The sequence below is a fragment of the Microcoleus sp. CAWBG640 genome, from assembly GCF_020883015.1.
Lineage (GTDB): Bacteria > Cyanobacteriota > Cyanobacteriia > Cyanobacteriales > Microcoleaceae > Microcoleus > Microcoleus anatoxicus.
The window spans coordinates 1-20,878 of the sequence record NZ_JAHRFC010000054.1; the positions used below are offsets into that span (position 1 = coordinate 1).

Genomic DNA, 20,878 nt, shown 5'->3' on the forward strand with positions numbered 1-20,878 from the left:
CTGCTTTAGAAGTTCGTACCCGCCCAGCTTTGCCTCAAGATTGGGCGATGACTCAAAATAATTTAGCAACAGCTTACAAAGACAGAATTTGGGGAGACAGAGGTGAGAATATCGAAAAGGCGATCGAATGTTATGAAGCTGCTTTAGAAGTTCGTACCCGCCCAGCTTTGCCTCAAGATTGGGCGATGACTCAAAATAATTTAGCAACAGCTTACAAAGACAGAATTTGGGGAGACAGAGGTGAGAATATCGAAAAGGCGATCGCATTTTATGAAGCAGCTTTAGAAGTTCGCACTCCCACCGCTTTGCCAATTGACTGTACCACCAGAAAATCCCCCCCACCAAATCAACAACAACTCTTCGCCCTCCAGAATCCCACCGAAGACTTATTCAACGCCGATATGGAAGTAGAAACCATCAAAACCCGATTCGACTTGCATCAAATATTACTCAAAAAACAAGCCACAAAAATCGCCTTCAACGCCAACGGAGAAAACATCGCAAATGCCAGCTACCTGCACTTTTCCTGTCACGGCGTATTCGACTTCGACTATCCGCTACAATCATCCCTAGTCTTAGCGGATTCCCTCGAACCGGTATTAGAAATTAACCCCCCCCAACCCCCAGAAATTAACCCCCCCCAACCCCCAGAAATTAACCCCCCCAACCCCCCCTTGCTAAGGGGGGGGCTAAGAGAAGAAAACTCCTTTGCTAAGGGGGGGGCTAAGAGAAGAAAACTCCTTTGCTAAGGGGGGGCTAAGAGAAGAAAACTCCTTTGCTAAGGGGGGGCTAAGAGAAGAAAAACCTCTTGCTAACGGTGGGTTAGAAAAAGATGGACTAGAAACTAAACGCTACGTCACCCTACGCAGCGGCAGAAAAGCCATCCCCGAAAAATGCCTCACCCTGCGCGACATCTTCGGCGAATTGCAGTTATCCAAGTGCAGTCTCGTCACACTTTCCGCCTGCGAAACCGGGTTAACAACTTCCACCGCCATGACAGATGAGTACATTGGTTTACCCAGCGGTTTCTTGTATGCGGGTAGCATGAATGTTGTCAGCAGTTTGTGGGCTGTCGATGATTTTGCCACGGCAATTTTGATGATTAAATTTTATCAGGAATTGCCGAAGGCAGATTCGGTTGCGATTGCTTTGAATGCGGCGCAAAACTGGATGCGCGCTGTGAGTGAGGAGGATTTTCGAGTTTGGGTAGGATTGTTAAATTTAGATGAAAAATCCAGACAAAGTGTGGAATTATGGTTAGTGTGTTCGAGTGAGGAACAGCCGTTCCGCGATCCGATATATTGGGCCGCATTCTGTGCGACTGGATATTAAGTTAGGTAGGAACACATGATTTTGTAGGGGCGGGTTTTACCAACAATATATAAGAATTACCAAAAATCTAAATAAACCCGCCCCACCCCACCAATAACCCCCATCAACCTAAAATTTACATCGAATGTTAAAATGTAGATGATTGAACATTTACCCAAATTTTGTAGGGGCGGGTTTTACCAACAATATATAACAATTACCAAAAATCTAAATAAACCCGCCCCACCCCACCAATAACCCCCATCAACCTGAAATTTGCACCAAATGTTAAAATGTAGATGATGATTTTTCGTTGGGTTGGGCGGGTTTTCGAGATTGTCGATTTCAGGCTATTATGGTTGGTGAACCCGCCCCTACGAATTTATATTTTTTAAATCACGGGAGTAATTACAATGGAACCTGACAAAATTATCTATGCTTTCCTGCAATGGCTGCACGAAAATCCCAGTATTTTCATGCCGACAGCATGGCAAGATTTACCTAAATTAAAAGCAGAAATAGCCGAATCAGCAGATGATGAATTGTTTCCCATTGCTATGACTATCAGCAAGTGGTGCGCCATTCATACATTGGGAGAGGAATTAAAAATTGCTGTTGCTAAATGCAAAAAAGAAATTGATGATCCGGGCGAACCCACCCCAACTACAATGCAGCCGCTAACCAATATTACTCAAATTCTGCGTACCAGCATTGAAGATAGCTACAAAAAACTTCAAGAAAGCGCCGCAGATAATCAATCAGATACCACCAATGACTCCAAGTAGCAAAATCTATGCCCCCAACGTCTATCTGTTTGCTTTTCACCTCTGCAACGCCCTAGATTCAGAGTCGAATTCCCCTGTGGAATTTGCAAGTTTGTGGCACAAATCCAACGAGATATTGCAAGATAAGTTGGCAGTCAATACGGAATTAAATGCCAACAATTTGTACATCAAAAACCCACCTGCGGGATTGCGAGTTAACCTGATCGACAAACAAGCGGTTGGCAACCGCAATTCTCTGCCTTTTGATAAGGAGATTTTCTTTGAAAATCAACTTATTCCTGTCAAGGGTTTCGCCCTACCGATGCGAATTGACGACAGCTATGCCCTGGGTTTACAAATTCGGATTCCCAAAAAAGTTAACAACATTAAAACACCAGATGTCGATGTTAGCATCTTGAAGCAGTTTAATCCCGATAACTGCTTGTTGCCAGATTTTGTGCAGAGTTATTTCGGGCAAACTTTGCTGCTTACGGCTTGGCTGAGTGTCGAACAAAATCGAGAGGCGCGGGAAAATCCACAGTTTATCAAAAATTTAGGTAAAGAGTGTCTGGAAAAATTGATTTCTGGTGACAATCTCCCGGATTTATGTCGTGAAGGCGAGTTATTTGGTAGTCCAATTTTGGAATATGGAAATCTTAATCAGCCCGATAGTTACTGTCACATTATTATCTGGTTTTTTAACAGTCCAACAACTGATGATATCTGGGATGAGACGCGCTACAGTGATTTTATGGATTTGTTTTTGTACCGCAATAAGATTCTTCGGGCTTATGGCGATTGCCGCAAACTTTACGCGGTGATTCGCGAGGAGTACAAACAAATTGACTTGGATATTGACAAGACTTTCCAGTATTTGCAGCGGGATAAAGCTCAGCAACGACAATCGAAAGGTGCTGGTTTAAATGAGGAGGAATTAGAGTTTCTGGAAACTCAGATGATTGAGCTTCCGCAGCGGGCTGTCAAGTATGCCCGGATGCTTAGTGATTTGCAGTTTCGCGAAAATACGATCGCCATTAATGCCCAAAATTACCAAGATAAATTAAATCAAATAAGTCTTGACATCAAAGCTTGTAAAAAGTATAATGATAGTGATGCCGATTTAAGTTTTCTCGCAACATTCAGCACGCAAAATTGCCCGCAGTTTCAAAGGCAGATTCAGGCAGATTTAGGCTATTTCCAACACGGTTCGGGTTTGCTAGATAAGGCAATGGAAGCAATTCGAGGCGTTGTCTCCATTGAAGAAGCTTATCGGGATGCGAAACTTGAAGTTACGATTCAAGCAGTGGGCTTTGGTTTGGGAGTAGCGGGAGTAGTGGCTGGTGGCGCTCCTTATTTGATTAAACAAGACGCGCCCGATCGCAAATTTTACTTGCCATTATTGAGTAGTGTTGAAATTCATCCTTTTGTGTTAGTGCTATTGATTAGTTTGGGAGCCGGTGGCGCAGTGTGGTTTGTGTTTATGTTTGGAATCAAAATCAAGCAACTACTGCCTAAAATCAAGCAGCAGTTGCCACCTTTCAGGTAATATCAACTATTCCCCTCTTGGCCGTAAGCCTGCCAAGCCAAATCCACCAGCCCATTCACAATCGCCACAGCCACCACCGCCGAACCCTTCCGCCCCTCAATCCGAATATGAGGAATCATCGAATCGTGTAAGCGAGACTTAGCCACATCCACCCCCACAAACCCAGAAGGAGTCCCAATCACCAAAGCAGGGCGAATTTCCTCAGCCTCAATTAAATCGACGATCGCCGACAGAGAAGTTTGAGCTTGGCCAACTACAAAAATTCCCTCTGGATAGCGTTTAGCCAAGGTTTCAATCCCCCAAGCAGCCCGCGTTTTTTCCTTTTGAGGGCGCGTCAAAGCTTCCATTGAACAGTACACCGGATTGGCAAAGGTACTTTGGAGCAGTGGCGTAATCCCCACCTGGACCATGGGCACATCTACCACAATCGTAGTCCGAGCAGCCAAAGCTGCCGCCCCAGCTTGCAAAGCCTGATCGGAAAAACTGATTAAAGACTTATATTCAAAATCAGCGGTTGCATAAATCACACGGCGGACAATTTCATATTCCGCCGCCGAAAAACCATGATCGCCAATTTCGTTATCGATTAATCCCAGACTCTGGGCATCGCTTAAGTGCCATTCCATGTGTTGAATAGCTGTCGCCTGTGAATTATCAAGTATCAGCTTATCAGCTTTTAGTTAACTGCCAACTCCCAACTGCCAACTGCCAAGGTAGAAACTAACTTTCTGATGAGGGTGAGGACTTGCCGAGTACGGGAGTGAGGAATGCCACCAAAGCCCCGATCGCAAAACCAGCCACATTCCGCACCAAAGGCAGCCACTCAGAAGTCCGAATCACCACAGGGCCGACACCGAAGGCAAAAAACAAGATGCCCCACAGAGGCGAAAAAATCAGCGCCCACTGCCAAGCCACCAACTGTCCCGGTTTCCGTGGTTGAGCTGCAAACCCGCAGATGACCCCGCCTAGCACCGAAGAAATTAAAGTCAAAATCCACTGTTCCCTAGGCAAACCGGGAACCACGCGACATCCACCTTGACGCAGACAGCCTTCGATCGACTCCAAAGATTCAATAATCGCTCGATCTTCCCCATTGTCCCGCACAAAAAACTGATTACCGTAGCGGGTTTGCAGTTCCACCCAAAAAGTGCGCGGCAACAGAGGATACAAAGAGTCTCCCACATTAAAGTTCAGGAGATTGCCACCTCGCGGATCGGCAACTAACAGCACACTCTTTTGATCTAAGCCCCAATAATTTTTGACGGCCAAACCGGGGGTGCGATCGTACTGAGTCAGCACTCGCAACTTCCAGCCAGTTTCCGCCTCAAAGGCACTTAAATTTTTTGCCAAGTCCTGTTCTTCAATCTCTGTAAGGGCTTTAGCTAAATCAATGATCGGAGTCTGAATTTGTGGCAACAAATCAGGATTGTTGAAAGCATGGGCTGCTGGTGCGATCGCCCATAGGGACAAAGCCAGGAAAAAGGCAGCAGCAGAGGCTAGAAATTGGCGTGGGGAAAACTGTGACATAGGAAGTTCTAATCTGGGTCTCAATTGTGAATGAATACTAGCTGGCAGTCTTAACCAGAGGATAAGAGAAAACTCATATTTCTTTACAATTATTTACTTTACAGGAAGCGGGGGGGAAGGGGAAGAGTTGGGATAAGGAAAGTTTGGAACAGGAAAGTAGCATCGGGCATCGGGCATGGGGCATTGGCAACTAATGACAACCGTCAACCTCCAACCGCCAACTGACTAAAACTGAGATTTAGGCGCTACCCCGTCGCAGAGGCGCCGATCGCGATCGCTGACATTGGGATTAGTCCTCAGATAATCCCCCACCCAATCGCAGCCCCTCACCAACAAATCGTCCAAGTCCAAATTCCACAAAATCACCCGATTATCCCTACCAGCAGAAGCCAGAACCTTCCCATCCGGGCTAAAACTCACACTCATCACACTGTCTTTATGTCCAGTCAAAGTTTTCAACAAAGTGCCACTACGACTCCACAACTTCACCTTGCGATCGTAACTACCCGAAGCAATCAACAAACCATCCGGGCTAAAACTGACGCTAGTCACGCTGTCGCTAGAACCCTTGAGTAGCGTCGCCACCAAAGTCCCATCCACATTCCACAACTTCACCGAATTGTCATAACCAGCCGAAGCCAGCATTTGCCCATCAGGGCTGAAAGCCACCCCCAACACAAAACTGTTGTGAGCCCCTTCAAAAGTCCTCAGCAAACGACCATCCCGATTCCACAATTTCACCGTACCGTCATCGCTAGCCGAAGCCAGCATGGAACCGTCGGGATTGAAACTAACGCTAGTCACCCAGCCTTTGTGTCCCGTCAAAGTTTTAATCAACCTACCGTTTCTAGTCCAGAGTTTAATAGTTTTGTCCTTACTCGCCGAAGCCACAATCTCGCTGTCGGGGCTAAAACTGACGCTAGTCACGCTGTCGCTGTGTCCATCGAGAGTGAACAACACAGAAGGAGAACAGGGGAACAGTGGAGCCGAAGGACAAGGCAACATATTAGTAATGCCATCTTCTTTTAAACTCCAGATTTTCACTGTTTTGTCATGACTTCCAGAAGCAAGCAGCAAGCCGTCGGGGCTGAAACTAAGGCTGGATACTCTCTGAGTGTGTCCCTCCAAGGTTTCCAACAACACCCCTGTACGACTCCAGAGCTTGATAGTTTTGTCCATAGAAGCAGAAGCCAGCCTTTGGCCATCGGGGCTGAAAGTAACGCTGAGGACGCGGTTGTGGTGTCCGTCAAGGGTTTTCAGAGGTACATCATCCAGTCGCCACAGCCTGATAGTTTTGTCAAAACTTGCGGAAGCCAGGGTTTTGCCATCCGGGCTAAAACTTACCTGAGTAACTCGATCGGCGTGTCCTTCAAAGGTTCTGAGCAAGCGGCCGACTGGTTTAAATTTGCCACCATCTAACAGGTGTTTTCCATGAATATCAACCAGACTCCAGAGTTTGACCGTTCTATCAGCACCACCAGAAGCCAGAGTTTGACCATCAGGGGAGAAGCTGACGCCAAATACCCATTTGCTATGTCCCCGCAAAGTTGTTAGCAGCAAGTCTGTTTTGTCGATTGAATTTAGTTGTGGATTGTTTTGAAGTGGGCCGACATTCCAAATTTTGACTGTGTTGTCCTCACCACCAGAAGCCAGGGTTTCATCATCGGGGGAGAAACTGACGGTGTAAACTTTAGAAGGTTTTCTATTTTCGCTGTGCCACAGATTCGCGATTAGCCTACCGTCAGAACTCCACAGTTTCACAGTACCGTCATCGCTGGCCACGGCTATAATTTGACCGTTGTGGCTGAGACTGACCCAATTTACGGGTGCTAGTTGTGGGATGGTTTGCAGGAGTGTACCATCGGTTTTCCAGAGTTTGACAGTTTTGTCTGTAGACGAAGAGGCGATCGTTTGTCCATCCGGGCTAAAAGTGACACTGGTAACACTATTAGTATGACCTTTAAAAGTTGCCAGTAAAGTGCCGTCGGTTTTCCAAAGTTTGATTGTTTTATCTAAGCTTCCGGAGGCGATCGTTTTGCTGTCAGGACTGAAAGCCACACTGGTAACGTTGTTAGTGTGGCCTTTAAAAGTTGCCAGCAAGCTACCACCCCTCGCCCAAAGTTTGACTGTTTTGTCTACACTAGCCGAGGCAATTGTTTGCCCATCAGGGCTAAAATTTAGACCCCAAACTACATCTCCATGTCCTTCTAATCGGTTGCGTTCTTTGATACCGTAAACCGCCTGTTGGAGGGAGGCAGAAATCAAAATTTCTGTGTCTTTGAGAGTGTGGGTTTCTTGGGAGTGTTCGATTTGCCTCCATTGTCTCCCCGCTCTCAAACTTTCCATCATGGCATCAAATTTGTTATTGGAAAAATAAAGTGCTTCAGAAGCCGCCGTTAGAGTGCTAATTTCGGCGCGCTGAGTTTGAGCTACAGCTAGTTGTTTTTGTCCCACTGCTCGCCACCAAAAGTTGACGGCGGCGACGGTGGAACTGGTTAGCAGCAGTACGCCGATCGCTGCTAATCCCAAAAGTTGTTTGAGAAAAATATTCGCCCGGTATAGCTGTGCTTGACTCATGTTTTTGTCAGCTTCTGCTTTGTGCAGTCTGGCTTCTAAGCCGAATCTATCGCGGATGGGGCGGACTAGATAGTCGTGAACCAATTGATAACGATCTTCGGGGGATTCCCGCAGCAAAAATAACAAACCATGACCGACTAAAATGTCTAAAATTAATTCGAGGTTATCGGTTTTTTTGGGTTCTATTTCTGAGTTTTTTCCCAGTTTGCGCTGTAGTGAAATTAGGCTGATTCTGCCCATCCCAGACAAATCTGGTTCCTCCACATCTTCGGGCTGCACCCCTGTAACTAATGAGAGTTCATGTTTGGTTTTGATCAGTCTGACCCCTCTTTCATCGGTCAAGGAAAATAAAATTTTCCAAGCTGCGTCTTCGTTGACAGGACCGCAGTCAGAAATGACTCGTTCGAGCGATCGCTTGACTAATTCTGCTTTGGGGTTGTCACCCAACTGCTGGTATTGTTCTATGGTCGTAATGTTTTCTTCTTGCAGTTGCGCTCCCACCACTTGCAATTCGATCGGTCGAATTTCTTGCAATTCGTCTGATAAGTCTTCGACGAAGGCATTAATTAGTTCTGGTTCTAAGTAAAATTCTGCGCGTTCTGTCAAGTGTCCGATCACAGCCCGCGCATCTTTAATGGAAAAACTTCGCAGTTGATAGCGGATGCTTTTGTCGAGAATATTATTATTAATTGCGTCGAGATTGGGAAAGCGATCGCAGTCTAGTAAATAATGTAAATAATCTTCTCTCAGGCAGAGGATTACTTTGACAAAAGGGAGATTTAAAAATAAGCGTAAAAACTTATAAAACAGTTGTCTTTGAGCTACCGAGGTTGAAACAAAGAAAAATTCTTCAAACTGGTCAAATATTAAAATAGTCAATAAATTATTCTGGGAATTTTGTCGCAATTGTTCAACCAAAAAAGATGAAGCTTCTTCGGTACGCCCTGGTATGACTAATTGATTTTTTCGAGAAAATTCCCCGACTCCATTTTGGATTAATTTCCTGTCTTCTTCGACTTGTTTTTCGTACAGCGCGCCATTCAAAGCATTTTCTAATTCTCTGAGCCAATCACTATAAACTTTGACTAATACAGGCAAAGTATCCCGTGCGCCCGGAGTGATATTTTTTAAAGCAGGTACTAATCCCGCATTGACTAAAGAACTTTTGCCAACTCCGCTGGGCCCGTGAATAATCGTTAATTTATGGTCGTCCCTGCTAATTCTTTCCAGCAAGTTATTGATATCTTTCTGGCGGGAGTAGGCTGTCATTTCCGCTGCAATTGCTGCTTGGTTTTTGGCTGAGGGACTCGACGGGTTGACGGCTTGTCGCTGCTGCTGCAATTGACTGGCTCCGATAAAAGCTCTAAATCCGTATTGATATTCGATCGATCGCTGGTTTTTTTTAATCCGAAAAGCCTTGAGGTACTCTCCCTGCTCGAAATAAACCGCTTGCAGTTCGGTCAAAATATCAATGTAAAGCCGGGGGTCGTACTTTGGCTCGCTTTGACTTTGAGCCAATTCCAAAGAATGAACTGCGGCTTCCCACTGTCCTAGTTGTCGCAAACTTTGGGCTAACAGTAAAAGATAGGAACTTCTGTCTGATTTGGGATGCTGGATTTTTGATTTGGGTTCGTTAATTGACTGGTTAGTCCCGACAAACTCTGGATAATTCCCGGAAAAACCCAATCTTAAATCTTCAATTAGCAATCTCAAATCGTTAGGGGTTTGATCTAGTATGGCTAAGGCCAATTCGGCTAGCTGACGGGCTTGACTCCACCTCGACTGTTGCAGCGCCACTTCTGCTAAAAAGCCGTAATCTTGAGCTAGCTGGCTCGGAGTTCCGTAGGTGAAGTGTAACTGCAAGGAATTTTCCGCCAATGCTTGCAATTCTCCCCAAGCTTCCAGGCGTTGCAATACCTCTCCTAGGTGTGCCGTTACCTCTGCTACTAATTCGGGGCGATCGGCAAGGGAGAAGGCATTTCTAGACTGTTCTAGGCTAATCCAGGCTTGCTCCCAATGCTGGCGGTTGGCTACTGGATTTCTGGCTGCTTGTAAGCGGTGACACAGGGCTATGTGAAACAGCACTATGCCCTCCCTCTCTAAAAAAAGAATATTAGGGACCGGATTAGACAAAGTGCAGGAAAGGTTTTGTGTTTCCCAGGACTTTTCCCAGTTTTTGAGTTCCCAATTGCCGGTTTGCTGCTGCCAAAATACTAAGCTTTGCTGGTAGTGGATCAAAGCGGTTTCGGTTTGGTCGCTGACGTAGTAGTCTCTACCAAGAACGAATTGCAGGCTGGCTTCGAGGGCTGGTTCTAATTCTTGGTCGCGATTTTGCAAATCTCTTAAAGCTATTTCGAGTTCTCGGCGCGATAAGGAACCGATCGCCAAATCGAGGTTATTTCCCGGACTCAAGGGCGAATAGGACTGGATATTCGATGTTTGGGAGTTTTGCGATCGAGGATGAGGTGTGAGAAAACGCTCCCCCTGCCGGATTTCGCTTTCCTGAGTGGGTTTTTCTAAGTCGGTGTCGTCGTAGGTGCTAAAGCCGGATTTGGCGGCTGTGCTGTTTCCCCATTGGGGGTTGAGTTCGCCTACTCGAAATATGCCATCAGCTCGCTGGGCGAGAAAATCGATCAATTCGTCCACGGCCATTTCAAATTTAATTGTGGCCGCGGCCCAACTCTTGAAATCCGGGGCCAGACGAATCATTTTGGTCACGATGTCATCTGTCACCCACAAAACCACGGGACAGGAAAAATTTTTGCGAAACTCGTCTCGCACTTGATTGGTAGATGCCATCACTTCGTCGATCGCTACTACCGTTTCTAAGCCGAACACCATCACAGCAGAGGCAGCAGCCCCTGGGAACTGCCCGTGGTTTTGGGTGTTGGCGAGCAAGGTACTGTAGAGGGTTTTGACTCCTGGCCGTAGGACTACATCTTGGATGGGCAGTGGGGACATTTCTCGCAGTCGCTTGACCATTTGCTGGCGTAAATGCTCGTAGTTGCAGCGCACCAAGATTAGGGAGAATTGCTGTTGAGACATCGCGATCGACCGTACCAGGGTTTTGAGCGATCGCTCGTTGTAGCTGGCAGTTTCTCGTAATTTAATCATGTCTGTCATGCGTGCACCCCATTTCCAGAAATAAACAACCTAATGATGACTGAAACTGTCTCTACTTATATACACTTATTTCCTTCAAGCACTTTATACCTTTATTACTACGTAATTTTTCGCACTTATCTAGTCTCTCCAGCCCTACTCTCCCTAGTTCAATCCAAACACATCATACCTCTCAATCTAATAGAAAGCTAGATTTATATATAAATATTAAATTAAAATTAATGTGTTTTTTAGTCAGCTACAGATAAATTTATCTAGGGGATGAATGGCTAGTTGCTAACCTATGATATCAACTCCGGTTAAGTGCTGATAAATAGTCTACTGGTATAGGCTTGAGAGCGGAACGAAGCAATGGTGTAACAGCAGTATTCTCAGTCTTGAATCTGACATCATCTGAGAACTCTCGGAGTTAGCTATTAGTGTCAACGCAGAATTATCTGTAGCAGGCACTCAGCCAAACCAAAGGACACAAAAATTTATGAGATAGGGGATAAGACTATGTGAGGTTAAAAGCAATAGTTAAAACCAGCCCTAGGGGGTCTGACATGGGAACATCCTAGGGCTGCAAATATCTCCTAAAGGATAGAGATTTTAGATGGGAGATTTTATAAGTAAAAAATTGCCCCCTCGATTGCTCCGGGGGCTGGTTCTAGTTTTAATTTCAAATCGGTCCGATCGGGAACAATCTCAAAACTTAAAACTATTTTTGGTGCACTCGCTGTTGCCACTCCTTATATTTTCTAGTTTCTGCTAGGGCTGGATTGATACCAAACCAGCGACCTTCGGGATCGCGATATTCAAAAACAAACATACTTCGCAATAAAATTTGAGACTCTTCTTCACCAGTCACTGTTTGTCGGTTTACGACTTGAAACAACAATTCCCATTCCATATCGTTGACTGCTCCCAACAAGTCGTCGCGATATTCTTGAATGACACTTTCCAAACATTCGCGAGTAAAAGGCGGGTCTTCGTGCTGCAAACAGCTATACAACAGCATCAGTAGATTGCGAACGTGACCGCCACTAATGCGGCAGAGTCTGTCTAAGGTTTCAGGAGAGTCGAACACCTTGGAAATCAAATCGAGGCGTTGGGAAGGAGCAACCTTGGGGAAGGCTCTAGCCAATACGAGCTGGCGTAGTAGGGCCATTCCTTCCGAGTGGTCTTCCCCCGATCGAATTTGTACCGGAACCATCGGCATCACCTTGGGTTTAACTCCAAATCTACTGGCGAGTCTACCGAAGTCATTGGAAAAAATTAAAGTCAGAGGAATAGTGTAGACTACGTGGCAATTGAGTTTTTTCAACTGTTCGCCACGGTCTAAAAAAAGGTATTCTGGCTGGGTGCGTCCGCTGGGTTTGAGACCTCCGTCGAGGCGATCGAGGTTATCAACAATCACTGCGAGTCCTTTTTTACCTTGACGTTTGAGTTCGAGGTTGGCTACATCCAGGAGTTCTTCGTTAATTGACTGCAAGATGCTATTAGTGCGGGGTTCGAGGTATTGTCTAAGCTGCGATCTTAGTTTGGGAGAGTCTTTAGTTTTAGCAGTAACTCTAGCAATCCCTACAGATAACTCTGCTTCTGCGGATAAATCAATGGGAGTCTGCAAAAATTCTGCGACTTCTGCAAACAGATTAGTGAAATAACTTGGTCTGAGTTTAATTTTGGCTGACTCCATCGTTTCGCTGACTTGGCGAGCAATGCTCAGCAAAATATCGCTGATGTCTACGTCACCCATATCTAAATCTTGAGAAGACTCAAAGTAAACGACGTAAAAACCCTCTTGCTCTAGCTCAGCTTTAAGTCGAAACAATTCAGTAGATTTGCCACAACCGATATGTCCTGTAAATAGTTGACAAGTAGGCTGGTCTGGGGAGATACGGGTAATTGTCCGCTGCAAAGATTCAATGATTTTACCGCCCCGTACCGAAGCAAAATCAATGTAGTATTGATAATCTCCTGGGTCGCCCGCGACAAGGGTCTTGCTAGGGTTGCAGGCTTTATAGAATCTGTCTAATTCCAGTGCGATCACAATTGAAGCTAACTAAAAGTTAAATTTCACAGAGAAAGTATATACTTTCAAACTCTAGTTTAGTTTGAATTTTAGCCTTTTGCCATGTGGGGTAATGCCCTCAATGACTCAACAACCTCTGTCTGCTTATCGGCTTTCCTAGGCTTAAATTCTGAATAATTAACTAATTTTTAGGGGCAAACTGAATCGGTAATCTTACGGAGCCGAACGTGAATTTGGGTAATTTTGCGGGGATCTGCTTAAATAGTAGGGGACAATCAGGCGACTTGAGAAAAATTCAAGAGTTTTGAATTGTCACTACTTTATAATTACCAATTTGTCAAGAGGTAGATGGCTAGTTTTGCATCAGTGTCAGAAACAGAGTTAGGGCACAGGCGCCAACAGTTGCAGCGGCTTCGTCGCGCTCGATTGGCGACTGTGGTGTGGCAAATGCTGGCTGCCTGTGGGATGGCTGGGGGTCTAGTGTGGTGGATAGCCCAGCCGACTTGGTTGATTGCTCGATCGGAACAAGTGAAGGTGGAGGGGAATCATTGGCTTTCGGACAAGGCAGTCCGGTCTTTGATGCCACTTTCTTACCCCCAGTCTCTGTGGGGGATTCAACCACAAGCCCTAGCTTCTAAACTTGAAGCCACCGGCCCGATCGCCAAAGCCAAGGTGACTCGCAACCTATTTCCGCCAAGTTTGACCGTAGAAGTGGCAGAACGGCTGCCAGTGGCAGTGGCCCAACCGAGGGCGGTGACTACCGCTGGCAGGGACAAGCAAAAAGTAGGGTGGCTGGATGCTAGGGGAGGTTGGATGCCCTTTGACAGCTATACTACTGACAAACAATCCCAAAGTAGCTCCCTGGGCAACAACAGTCAGGAAACACAGTCTCAGCGTTCTTTGCCAAGTTTAAAAGTCATCGGAGACTGGGAAGTCTATCGCGCCGAATGGCCGGAGTTTTACCAAGGGTTCAGCACTTTGGCGTTGAAAGTGTTTGAAATAGACTGGCAAGACCCGAATAACTTGATCCTGAAAACAGAGATTGGAACTGTACACCTAGGCCCCCATAGTTCCAGAACCATGGAGCAACTGAAAGTTTTAGACCGGATGCGACAATTGCCAAAACAGCTAGATGCAAGCAAAATAGCCTACATTGACTTGAAAAATCCGGCTTTTCCCGTCGTCCACCGAACCTCCATCCTCCGCAGTTGGTGAAAACTCAAGTCCCTCACCAACTCGCCTGCAGAATTAAGCTTCACCATCGCCCTGCTGAGACAGCCCCAGGGAGAAGTCAAGCAAAAATAATCAATCGAAAGATTTCGATGGATTTAACTCTCGGCTAGTTCCTAGACCAAATCCAGGCTTGCGAATATTTAGCCTTGCTTGCGCTAGTTTTTTGCGCAACTTAGCCTATAGTTGATTGTAAATTAGTGCTTAGCTAAAAAGCTGTAAAGTTCATACTCCTGGGATCTCTACTGACAACCAAGGCGCGCGCTAACCATACCGGAGAAATCCGGCGGGGAGAAATCCCCAAATCAAACGCCCTACCGAGGCGGATCTTTTGAGAATAATATCGGTAGTCTCTATCCTGCAATGTCAGCAGGTATGCCAAGGAGTTTCACCACTTTTGAGGCGCAACGGTTCCCTCACCGACCACAGGAATAGTTATGTCACCCTTACCATGCTTTCCTTTTCCTCTCATCGCCGCTCGGCTGAGCGCTCACGTCGAAGCCAAACTGAGTAAAGCATTGGCGGGAGTCTCCAAGGAGGAAGAGAGATGACCCTGAATCCTAAACAGGGGTCTGGCGAAGACAGTCCCCCTTCCGAAGAAGTCAAAAATTTTCCGGTGGCCTACGATTCCACCAATCCATTTAGACGCAAGTCTGGTTATGTAAATGTAGATAGTATTGATATCGATCCTATGGTCAATCCCAAAGAAATCATGCCCAGTAGTGCAGCCAAAATCAAAGTAATTGGCGTCGGCGGGGGTGGGGGCAATGCCGTTAACCGCATGATTGCTAGCGAGGTTTCGGGCGTAGAATTTTGGTGCGTGAATACTGATTCCCAAGCTCTAGTTCTATCCAACGCACCCAAACGCTTGCAAGTAGGACAAAAGCTGACTCGCGGTTTGGGTGCAGGAGGCAATCCTGCCATCGGTCAAAAGGCTGCTGAGGAATCTCGCGACGAAGTGGCCAATGCGTTAAATCACGCAGATTTGGTGTTTATCACCGCAGGTATGGGCGGCGGTACGGGTACGGGCGCGGCACCGATTGTGGCTGAGGTTGCTAAGGAAATGGGCGCTTTGACTGTGGGGATAGTCACCCGACCTTTTACTTTTGAGGGGCGGCGTCGTACCAGTCAAGCTGAGGAAGGCATCGCAGAGTTGAAAAGCCGAGTTGATACCCTGATCGTGATTCCCAACGATAAGCTGTTGTCGGTGATTTCCGAACAAATGCCTGTGCAAGAGGCTTTTCGAGTTGCTGACGATATCCTGCGCCAAGGGGTTCAGGGTATTTCTGATATTATTACTATTCCAGGTTTGGTAAACGTTGACTTTGCTGACGTGCGGGCTGTCATGGCTGATGCAGGTTCGGCGCTGATGGGTATTGGCGTGGGTTCTGGCAAGTCGCGGGCTAGGGAAGCGGCGATGCAGGCGATTTCTTCGCCGTTGCTGGAAGCTTCTTCTATAGAGGGCGCTAGAGGTGTAGTGTTTAACATTACTGGCGGTACTGATATGACCTTGCACGAGGTCAATGCGGCGGCCGAAACCATTTACGAGGTGGTCGATCCCAATGCCAATATTATATTTGGCGCGGTGATTGACGAGCGGCTTCAGGGCGAAATTAAGATTACTGTGATCGCTACTGGTTTTTCGGGGGAAATTCCAGCGCAGCAGCCGGTGAGTAGGACGCAAAATGCTAATGCTCCTTGGCGGGCTGCTACTGTTCAGGTGGCTCCGGCTCAATCGACGCCTGACCCGAAACAGCAACAGGATTCGGCATTGGATATTCCGGCTTTTTTGCGCAAGCGACTGCCACCAAGATGATTTGGGATTTGGGATTTGGGATTTGAGCTAGTACCTAGCTAGCTATTAAATAGACAAGGTGGTACACTTATAGACAAATCTACGATGTACCATTTTGTTCAAACCCTGCGCGATTCCCAAAAAAGCTTGGATTCTCAGTAAAGACACTCGCTTTCGCAGGGATGTTTCGGGGAAGTTACCAGCCAAACGCACCCTGTCGGGTCATCGGTGAAATCCAGTGTTGAGGTCGAACAATAATCTTAAATCTTAAATCTTAAATTTCTAGGGTTTGACCTGGTTCGGGTTCGAGAAATTGGGTTGTAAGTCCTGAATTTGTCAGTAAGTCCCGAAATTCGGCGATGCTGCCGATCGATCGCACCAACATTGGTAAAATACCCGTGGCTCGGATGTCTCCCATAGTTGTAGGTAGGAAAAACCTAGGCTTTAGGGCTTGGGCGAGGCTCAGGGCACCCGATGGCCCGATGATGATTTGTCCGAGGAATGGGAAAATTTGACCGATGACAGGGGCGATCGCTACGTCTACTGTCTCTATTTTTTGTTTAACTTTTTCTAAGTTTGGTAAGTGTGGTTCGTAGTAGAGTGTTTCGCCACTGGTTAAGTCTTTGAGCAAATAACCGTTTTCTTCCTGTCCCGGCTGGATTTCAGCTCCGGGAACTGCGGTTATTTGTAACTTTTCTTGATAATTAAATTCTTGCCAATTTGCTAAAGATGTGATATTTGTATAGCCTAAACTGCTGAGAACTTTGGCGGCGGTGGGAGATGCGATCGCAGGAATTGTGCGATCGAGCCGTTCGAGAGTAGGTTTGTGGCAGTGGTCGTCTAATCCTTGGGAAATCAACAACAAGTCGATGGGCGGTAAGGTGTCGGGAGTGAAAGCAACAGGCGTGTTGTGGTAGGCAGTGAACAGCCAGGGTTGACCGTAAAATACGAGGGGATCGACCAGCCAGGGATCGACCAGGATAGTTTTGTCTGCTAGGTGAAAAATCCAAGAATTGAGGTCAATTCGGGTGAGTTTCATGGCTGTTTTAAATAATACTTTACAATTCTTTCAATCATAGCAATTTAGTTGCGATTTTAAGAGGGGGCAGAGCCAGACCATCCCATCCTGAAAGGGAAGCAACCAAAAATCAGTCTGGGATGCTCTAGAAACAAATCATCGTAACGGGCTAGAATTTATACACTAACAAGATGCCCTACGGCTCTTTTAGGGCGATGGATTTTAAATTTTAGATTTTAGATTTTAGATTTTAGGATAAATCCCAGGGATAAATCTGGGGAGTTCTTATGGGATATAAAGCCTGGGGTTTATAGGAGAATTTTCAATGAGCGATTGTGAAAAAACTAAAGAACAACTTATGGATGAATTAGAAGCATTGCGAGCGGAATTAGCGACTCTCAAAAGCCTGAGATCGCCTCGTGAACAGCATAAACTCATAGTGGATGATGCGGCTTGCGATCGGCAAATCAGTTTACCTGAGTTACTGAATGCCCTCCAAAAGCTAATCCACGAACAAACATCCTACCTGAACAATATTAACGCTCACCTCCATGAAGAAATCGCAGAGCGTAAACTGCTAGAAAAAAAACTAGCCTACTCGGAAAATAAAATTAGGTCTATATTGGAAGCGATGACTGACGTGATCCTGATCGTGAATCTCCAAGGTGAGGATCTAAACAGTATCGAAATTGCTCCCATGAATAATCAAGCCCTTGATGCTGTCCGTAGTGAGATAGTGAATCAGACGATTAATCGCTTTTTTCAAGAATCATTGAATAGCGATTGGCTGCAACGAGTGCGACAAGTAGCGACAAGTAGAAAAACCGATCGCTTAGACTACTCTGTGTCTGTAGGAAGTCAGTTGTTATGGTTTTCAGCAATGATTTCTCCCATCAATGAGACAGCGGTAACTTGGGTGGCAAGAGATATTAGCGAGCGTAAACTAGCAGAAGCAAAACTCCAACAACTGAATACAGAACTAGAACAAAGAATTTTAGAACGCACCATCGCTTTACGACAGAGCGAAGCCCATTTACAAGAAGCACAAAAATTTGCCAAATTAGGGAGTTGGGAATTTGATGTATTCACAAACCAAGTTATTTGGTCTCCTGAAATATATCAAATCTATGGACTCGATACCCAGGATGCAGAATTCACTCCTGAACAAGTCTGGCACAAATTTTCTCCAGAGGATCGAGAACGTCTTAAGAATCATCTAAAAAATGCTATTCAGTGCCGACAATCCTATGCAACTGACTTAAAATTTATGCGGGCAGATGGTTCTTGTGGTTATATTTTTGCAAAAGGAGAACCTATTTGTAATGAGAGGGGAGAAGTTGTAAGAATTGTTGGCATTATGATAGATATCACCGAACGCAAACAATCAGAAATTATGCTGATCAATGCGGAAAAACGTTGGAAATTTGTTTTTGATAACGTGCAATTAGTGGTGGTGGAATTTGACATTAATGGTGTGATTAAGTATATCAATCCTTTTTTTTTAAATCTAACAGATTATACCGAAGCAGAAGTTTTAGGTCGGCTATGGCTGGAAACCTTTGTGCCTTGTGCTGATTGGCAACAATTTGAAAATGTGTTTTCAGAAAAATTAGGTTCTCAGAATCATTATTATTATGAAAATCGAATTTTAACAAAAGCAGGAAGTGAAAGATTTATTGTTGGGAATAATACTGTTTTAAAAGACTCATCCGGAAATACGATCGGTATCTTTAGTATTGGTGAAGATATTACCGAGCGGAAACGGATTGAAGAGGCACTACGAGAAAGTGAAGAGAGTTTACAGATAGCTCAGCGGGTGGCTCATGTTGGGAGTTGGGATTATAATATTTCCACGAACAAAATTAAATGGTCAGAAGAAATGTTTAGGATTTTTGGTAGAGATTTAGTCCAATCAGAACCAAGTTATCAAGAGTTTTTACAAATAATTTATTTAGAAGACCGCGAAAAATTAGACCGCCTGGTCACGCAGGCGATAGTGACAGGAGAACCCTATGAAATAGAGCATAGAATAATCCGTAAAGATGGTTCAATTAGATATTTACTGGGACGGGGAGAAGCACAACTAGATGCCGAAGGTAATACGATTGGACTCTATGGAACGGCACTAGATATTACCGAGCGCAAAGCAACGGAAACAGCGTTGCAAGAGTCAAAACAACAATACCAAACGCTTGTTGAAAATTCTCCCAATATTATAGAACGCTTCGATACGGAATTACGACATCTTTATGTCAGCCCGTCCTTGACAAAAATCACTGGGATTTCAGCGGAGGTATTTTTGGGGAAAACTTGTCGTGAATTGGGATTCCCAGAAGCGATGATTAATACTTGGGAAACTGCGGCGGAGACTTTGTTGACAACAGGGAAAAAACAGACTATTGAGTTTGAGACACTAACACTCAATGGCACCCGTTCCTTTGAGATGGAAATGGCTCCTGAACTGACAAGTCAAGGTATAATTGAGTCAATTGTCTGCATTTCTAGGGATGTCACCGATCGCAAACAAGCTGAAAAAGCACTGCGGGATAGCCAGCATTTGATTCAGAGAATTACAGACACTAATCCCAATCTCCTGTATATTTACGACTTGCTCGAACAACGCAATATTTATGCAAATCGTTCTGTAGCGGAAATGCTGGGCTATGGTACTGAAACTATTAAGTTGATGGGAGCCAATTTGTTGCCCACGATTTGTCATCCAGAGGATTTACCCATGGTATATGAGGCGATGCAAAAGTGCGCTACCCTCAAAGATAATGAGTTTGTGGAAATCGATTATCGTGTCAGAAATGCTCGGGGTGAATGGCGGTGGCTGCACAGCCGAGATACAGTATTTATGAGAACTGCTAACGGTGAGGTTAAACAAACTTTTGGTACTTCAGCAGATATTACCGATCGCAAACTTGCAGAAGAAACTCTTCAAAGAGTTAATCAAGAATTGCAAGAACGAGTTGCCGAACTCAAGCAAAGAAATGCTGAGATGTTTCTGCTCAATGGGATTGGCGATTACTTACAATCTTGTTTAACAGTGGCGGAAGCTTGCGCTACAATCGGCACCCTATCCCAACCCTTATTTCCTGAAAGTGGTGGGGCTATTTTTATGATGACCAACTCGCGGGATCTGTTAGAAATGGTAACATCCTGGGGGAATCCGCTGTATTCTGAAACCATATTTGTTCCCAAGGATTGTTGGGCTCTGCGACGGGGGAGACTGCATTGGATTGGTGACGAGCGACACGATCTATTCTGCAACCATATTGACCACCAACATCCCCCTGTAGAGTCTCTTTGTATGCCGATGATTGCCCAAGGGGAGACCATAGGGTTACTGTATTTGTGTGCTTCAAAACCACATCAAATGACTGAAAATAGGCAACTATTAGCACGGAGAGTAGCAGAACAGTTGGGATTGGCGATCGCCAATATTACCCTTAGAGAAAAATTAGTCAATCAAAGCATCCGCGATGCTCTAACAGGCTTGTTCAATCGCCGCTATCTGGAAGAATTTCTCACTAAAGAAATCCCTAGAGCAGACCGCAATCAATATAGTGTGGGTATGATCATGCTCGATCTCGATCGCTTCAGGGAATTTAATAACACCTTGGGTCATGATGCAGGAGATTTAGTGTTGAAAGAAATCGGTAAACTGCTAAATAATATGATTAGAGCTTCCGATGTTGCTTGTCGCTATGGTGGTGAAGAAATGACCATAATTTTGCCAGAAGCTTCTCTGGAAGGGACTTATCAAAAAGCCGAAGAAATCAGAAAGGCGATCGAAAAATTACAACTCAATTATCAAGGAAAAAAGATGACATCTATAACCGCTTCGTTGGGAGTAGCCTCCTACCCCGATCGAGGTAAGACTGGTTTTGCGGTGATTCAGGCTGCGGATGCTGCGCTGTATCGAGCCAAGGCTGCTGGACGCAATCAGGTGATTGTTGCCGATCGATAA

General features: G+C 45.4%; 12 protein-coding genes. 7 read left to right on the top strand and 5 right to left on the bottom strand.

What is annotated here, in order from left to right; translation table 11 throughout:
- The 4 genes from AAFP11_RS21900 to AAFP11_RS21915 all read left to right on the top strand — a co-directional run.
- Window positions 1–749, top strand: a 749-nt coding sequence (locus AAFP11_RS21900) for a CHAT domain-containing protein (protein WP_341738975.1), incomplete at its 5' end; no start/stop codon positions are given.
- Entirely contained in the window at window positions 709–1,332 is a 624-nt protein-coding gene (locus tag AAFP11_RS21905) for a CHAT domain-containing protein (RefSeq protein ID WP_341736652.1), read from the top strand. The genes AAFP11_RS21900 and AAFP11_RS21905, both read left to right, overlap by 41 nt.
- Before the next feature lie 392 nt (window positions 1,333–1,724).
- Entirely contained in the window at window positions 1,725–2,096 is a 372-nt protein-coding gene (locus AAFP11_RS21910; protein WP_341736653.1) for a hypothetical protein, read from the top strand.
- Window positions 2,083–3,621 carry a hypothetical protein gene (locus tag AAFP11_RS21915; RefSeq protein WP_341736654.1) on the top strand — a complete coding sequence of 513 codons (1,539 nt, stop codon included), beginning with the start codon at window positions 2,083–2,085 and terminating at the stop codon, window positions 3,619–3,621. The genes AAFP11_RS21910 and AAFP11_RS21915 overlap by 14 nt, the downstream gene beginning before the upstream one ends.
- 2 nt (window positions 3,622–3,623) lie before the next feature.
- On the opposite strand, the gene AAFP11_RS21920 is transcribed toward AAFP11_RS21915, so the two are convergent.
- The 4 genes from AAFP11_RS21920 to AAFP11_RS21935 all read right to left on the bottom strand — a co-directional run bounded on the left by AAFP11_RS21920 (window position 3,624) and on the right by AAFP11_RS21935 (window position 12,880).
- Window positions 3,624–4,247 carry a precorrin-8X methylmutase gene (locus AAFP11_RS21920; RefSeq protein ID WP_340522437.1) on the bottom strand — a complete coding sequence of 208 codons (624 nt, stop codon included), beginning with the start codon at window positions 4,245–4,247 and terminating at the stop codon, window positions 3,624–3,626.
- Window positions 4,248–4,341: 94 nt separating this feature from the next.
- Window positions 4,342–5,148: a TPM domain-containing protein gene (locus AAFP11_RS21925; RefSeq protein ID WP_341736655.1), complete on the bottom strand. Its 807-nt coding sequence runs from the start codon at window positions 5,146–5,148 to the stop codon at window positions 4,342–4,344.
- Window positions 5,149–5,373: 225 nt separating this feature from the next.
- Window positions 5,374–10,848: a hypothetical protein gene (locus AAFP11_RS21930; RefSeq protein ID WP_341736656.1), complete on the bottom strand. Its 5,475-nt coding sequence runs from the start codon at window positions 10,846–10,848 to the stop codon at window positions 5,374–5,376.
- A 700-nt stretch (window positions 10,849–11,548) separates the two neighbouring features.
- Complete coding sequence (locus tag AAFP11_RS21935; RefSeq protein ID WP_341736657.1) at window positions 11,549–12,880, bottom strand: ATP-binding protein; 1,332 nt, start codon at window positions 12,878–12,880, stop codon at window positions 11,549–11,551.
- Between the two features lie 330 nt (window positions 12,881–13,210).
- Between AAFP11_RS21935 and AAFP11_RS21940 the strand changes: the two genes are divergently transcribed.
- On the top strand, window positions 13,211–14,077 hold the full coding sequence (locus tag AAFP11_RS21940) for an FtsQ-type POTRA domain-containing protein (RefSeq protein ID WP_341736658.1): 867 nt from the start codon (window positions 13,211–13,213) through the stop codon (window positions 14,075–14,077).
- A 562-nt stretch (window positions 14,078–14,639) separates the two neighbouring features.
- Window positions 14,640–15,908 (top strand): cell division protein FtsZ, encoded by a 1,269-nt coding sequence (gene ftsZ, locus AAFP11_RS21945; protein ID WP_341736659.1) that lies wholly within the window; start codon window positions 14,640–14,642, stop codon window positions 15,906–15,908.
- Between the two features lie 253 nt (window positions 15,909–16,161).
- Here the strand turns inward: ftsZ and AAFP11_RS21950 are convergent, their stop codons facing one another.
- The gene (locus AAFP11_RS21950) at window positions 16,162–16,926 is read right to left on the bottom strand and encodes an MBL fold metallo-hydrolase (protein ID WP_341736660.1); all 765 of its coding nucleotides are present in this window, start codon (window positions 16,924–16,926) and stop codon (window positions 16,162–16,164) included.
- A 304-nt stretch (window positions 16,927–17,230) separates the two neighbouring features.
- Between AAFP11_RS21950 and AAFP11_RS21955 the strand changes: the two genes are divergently transcribed.
- Entirely contained in the window at window positions 17,231–20,878 is a 3,648-nt protein-coding gene (locus AAFP11_RS21955) for a PAS domain S-box protein (RefSeq protein WP_341736661.1), read from the top strand.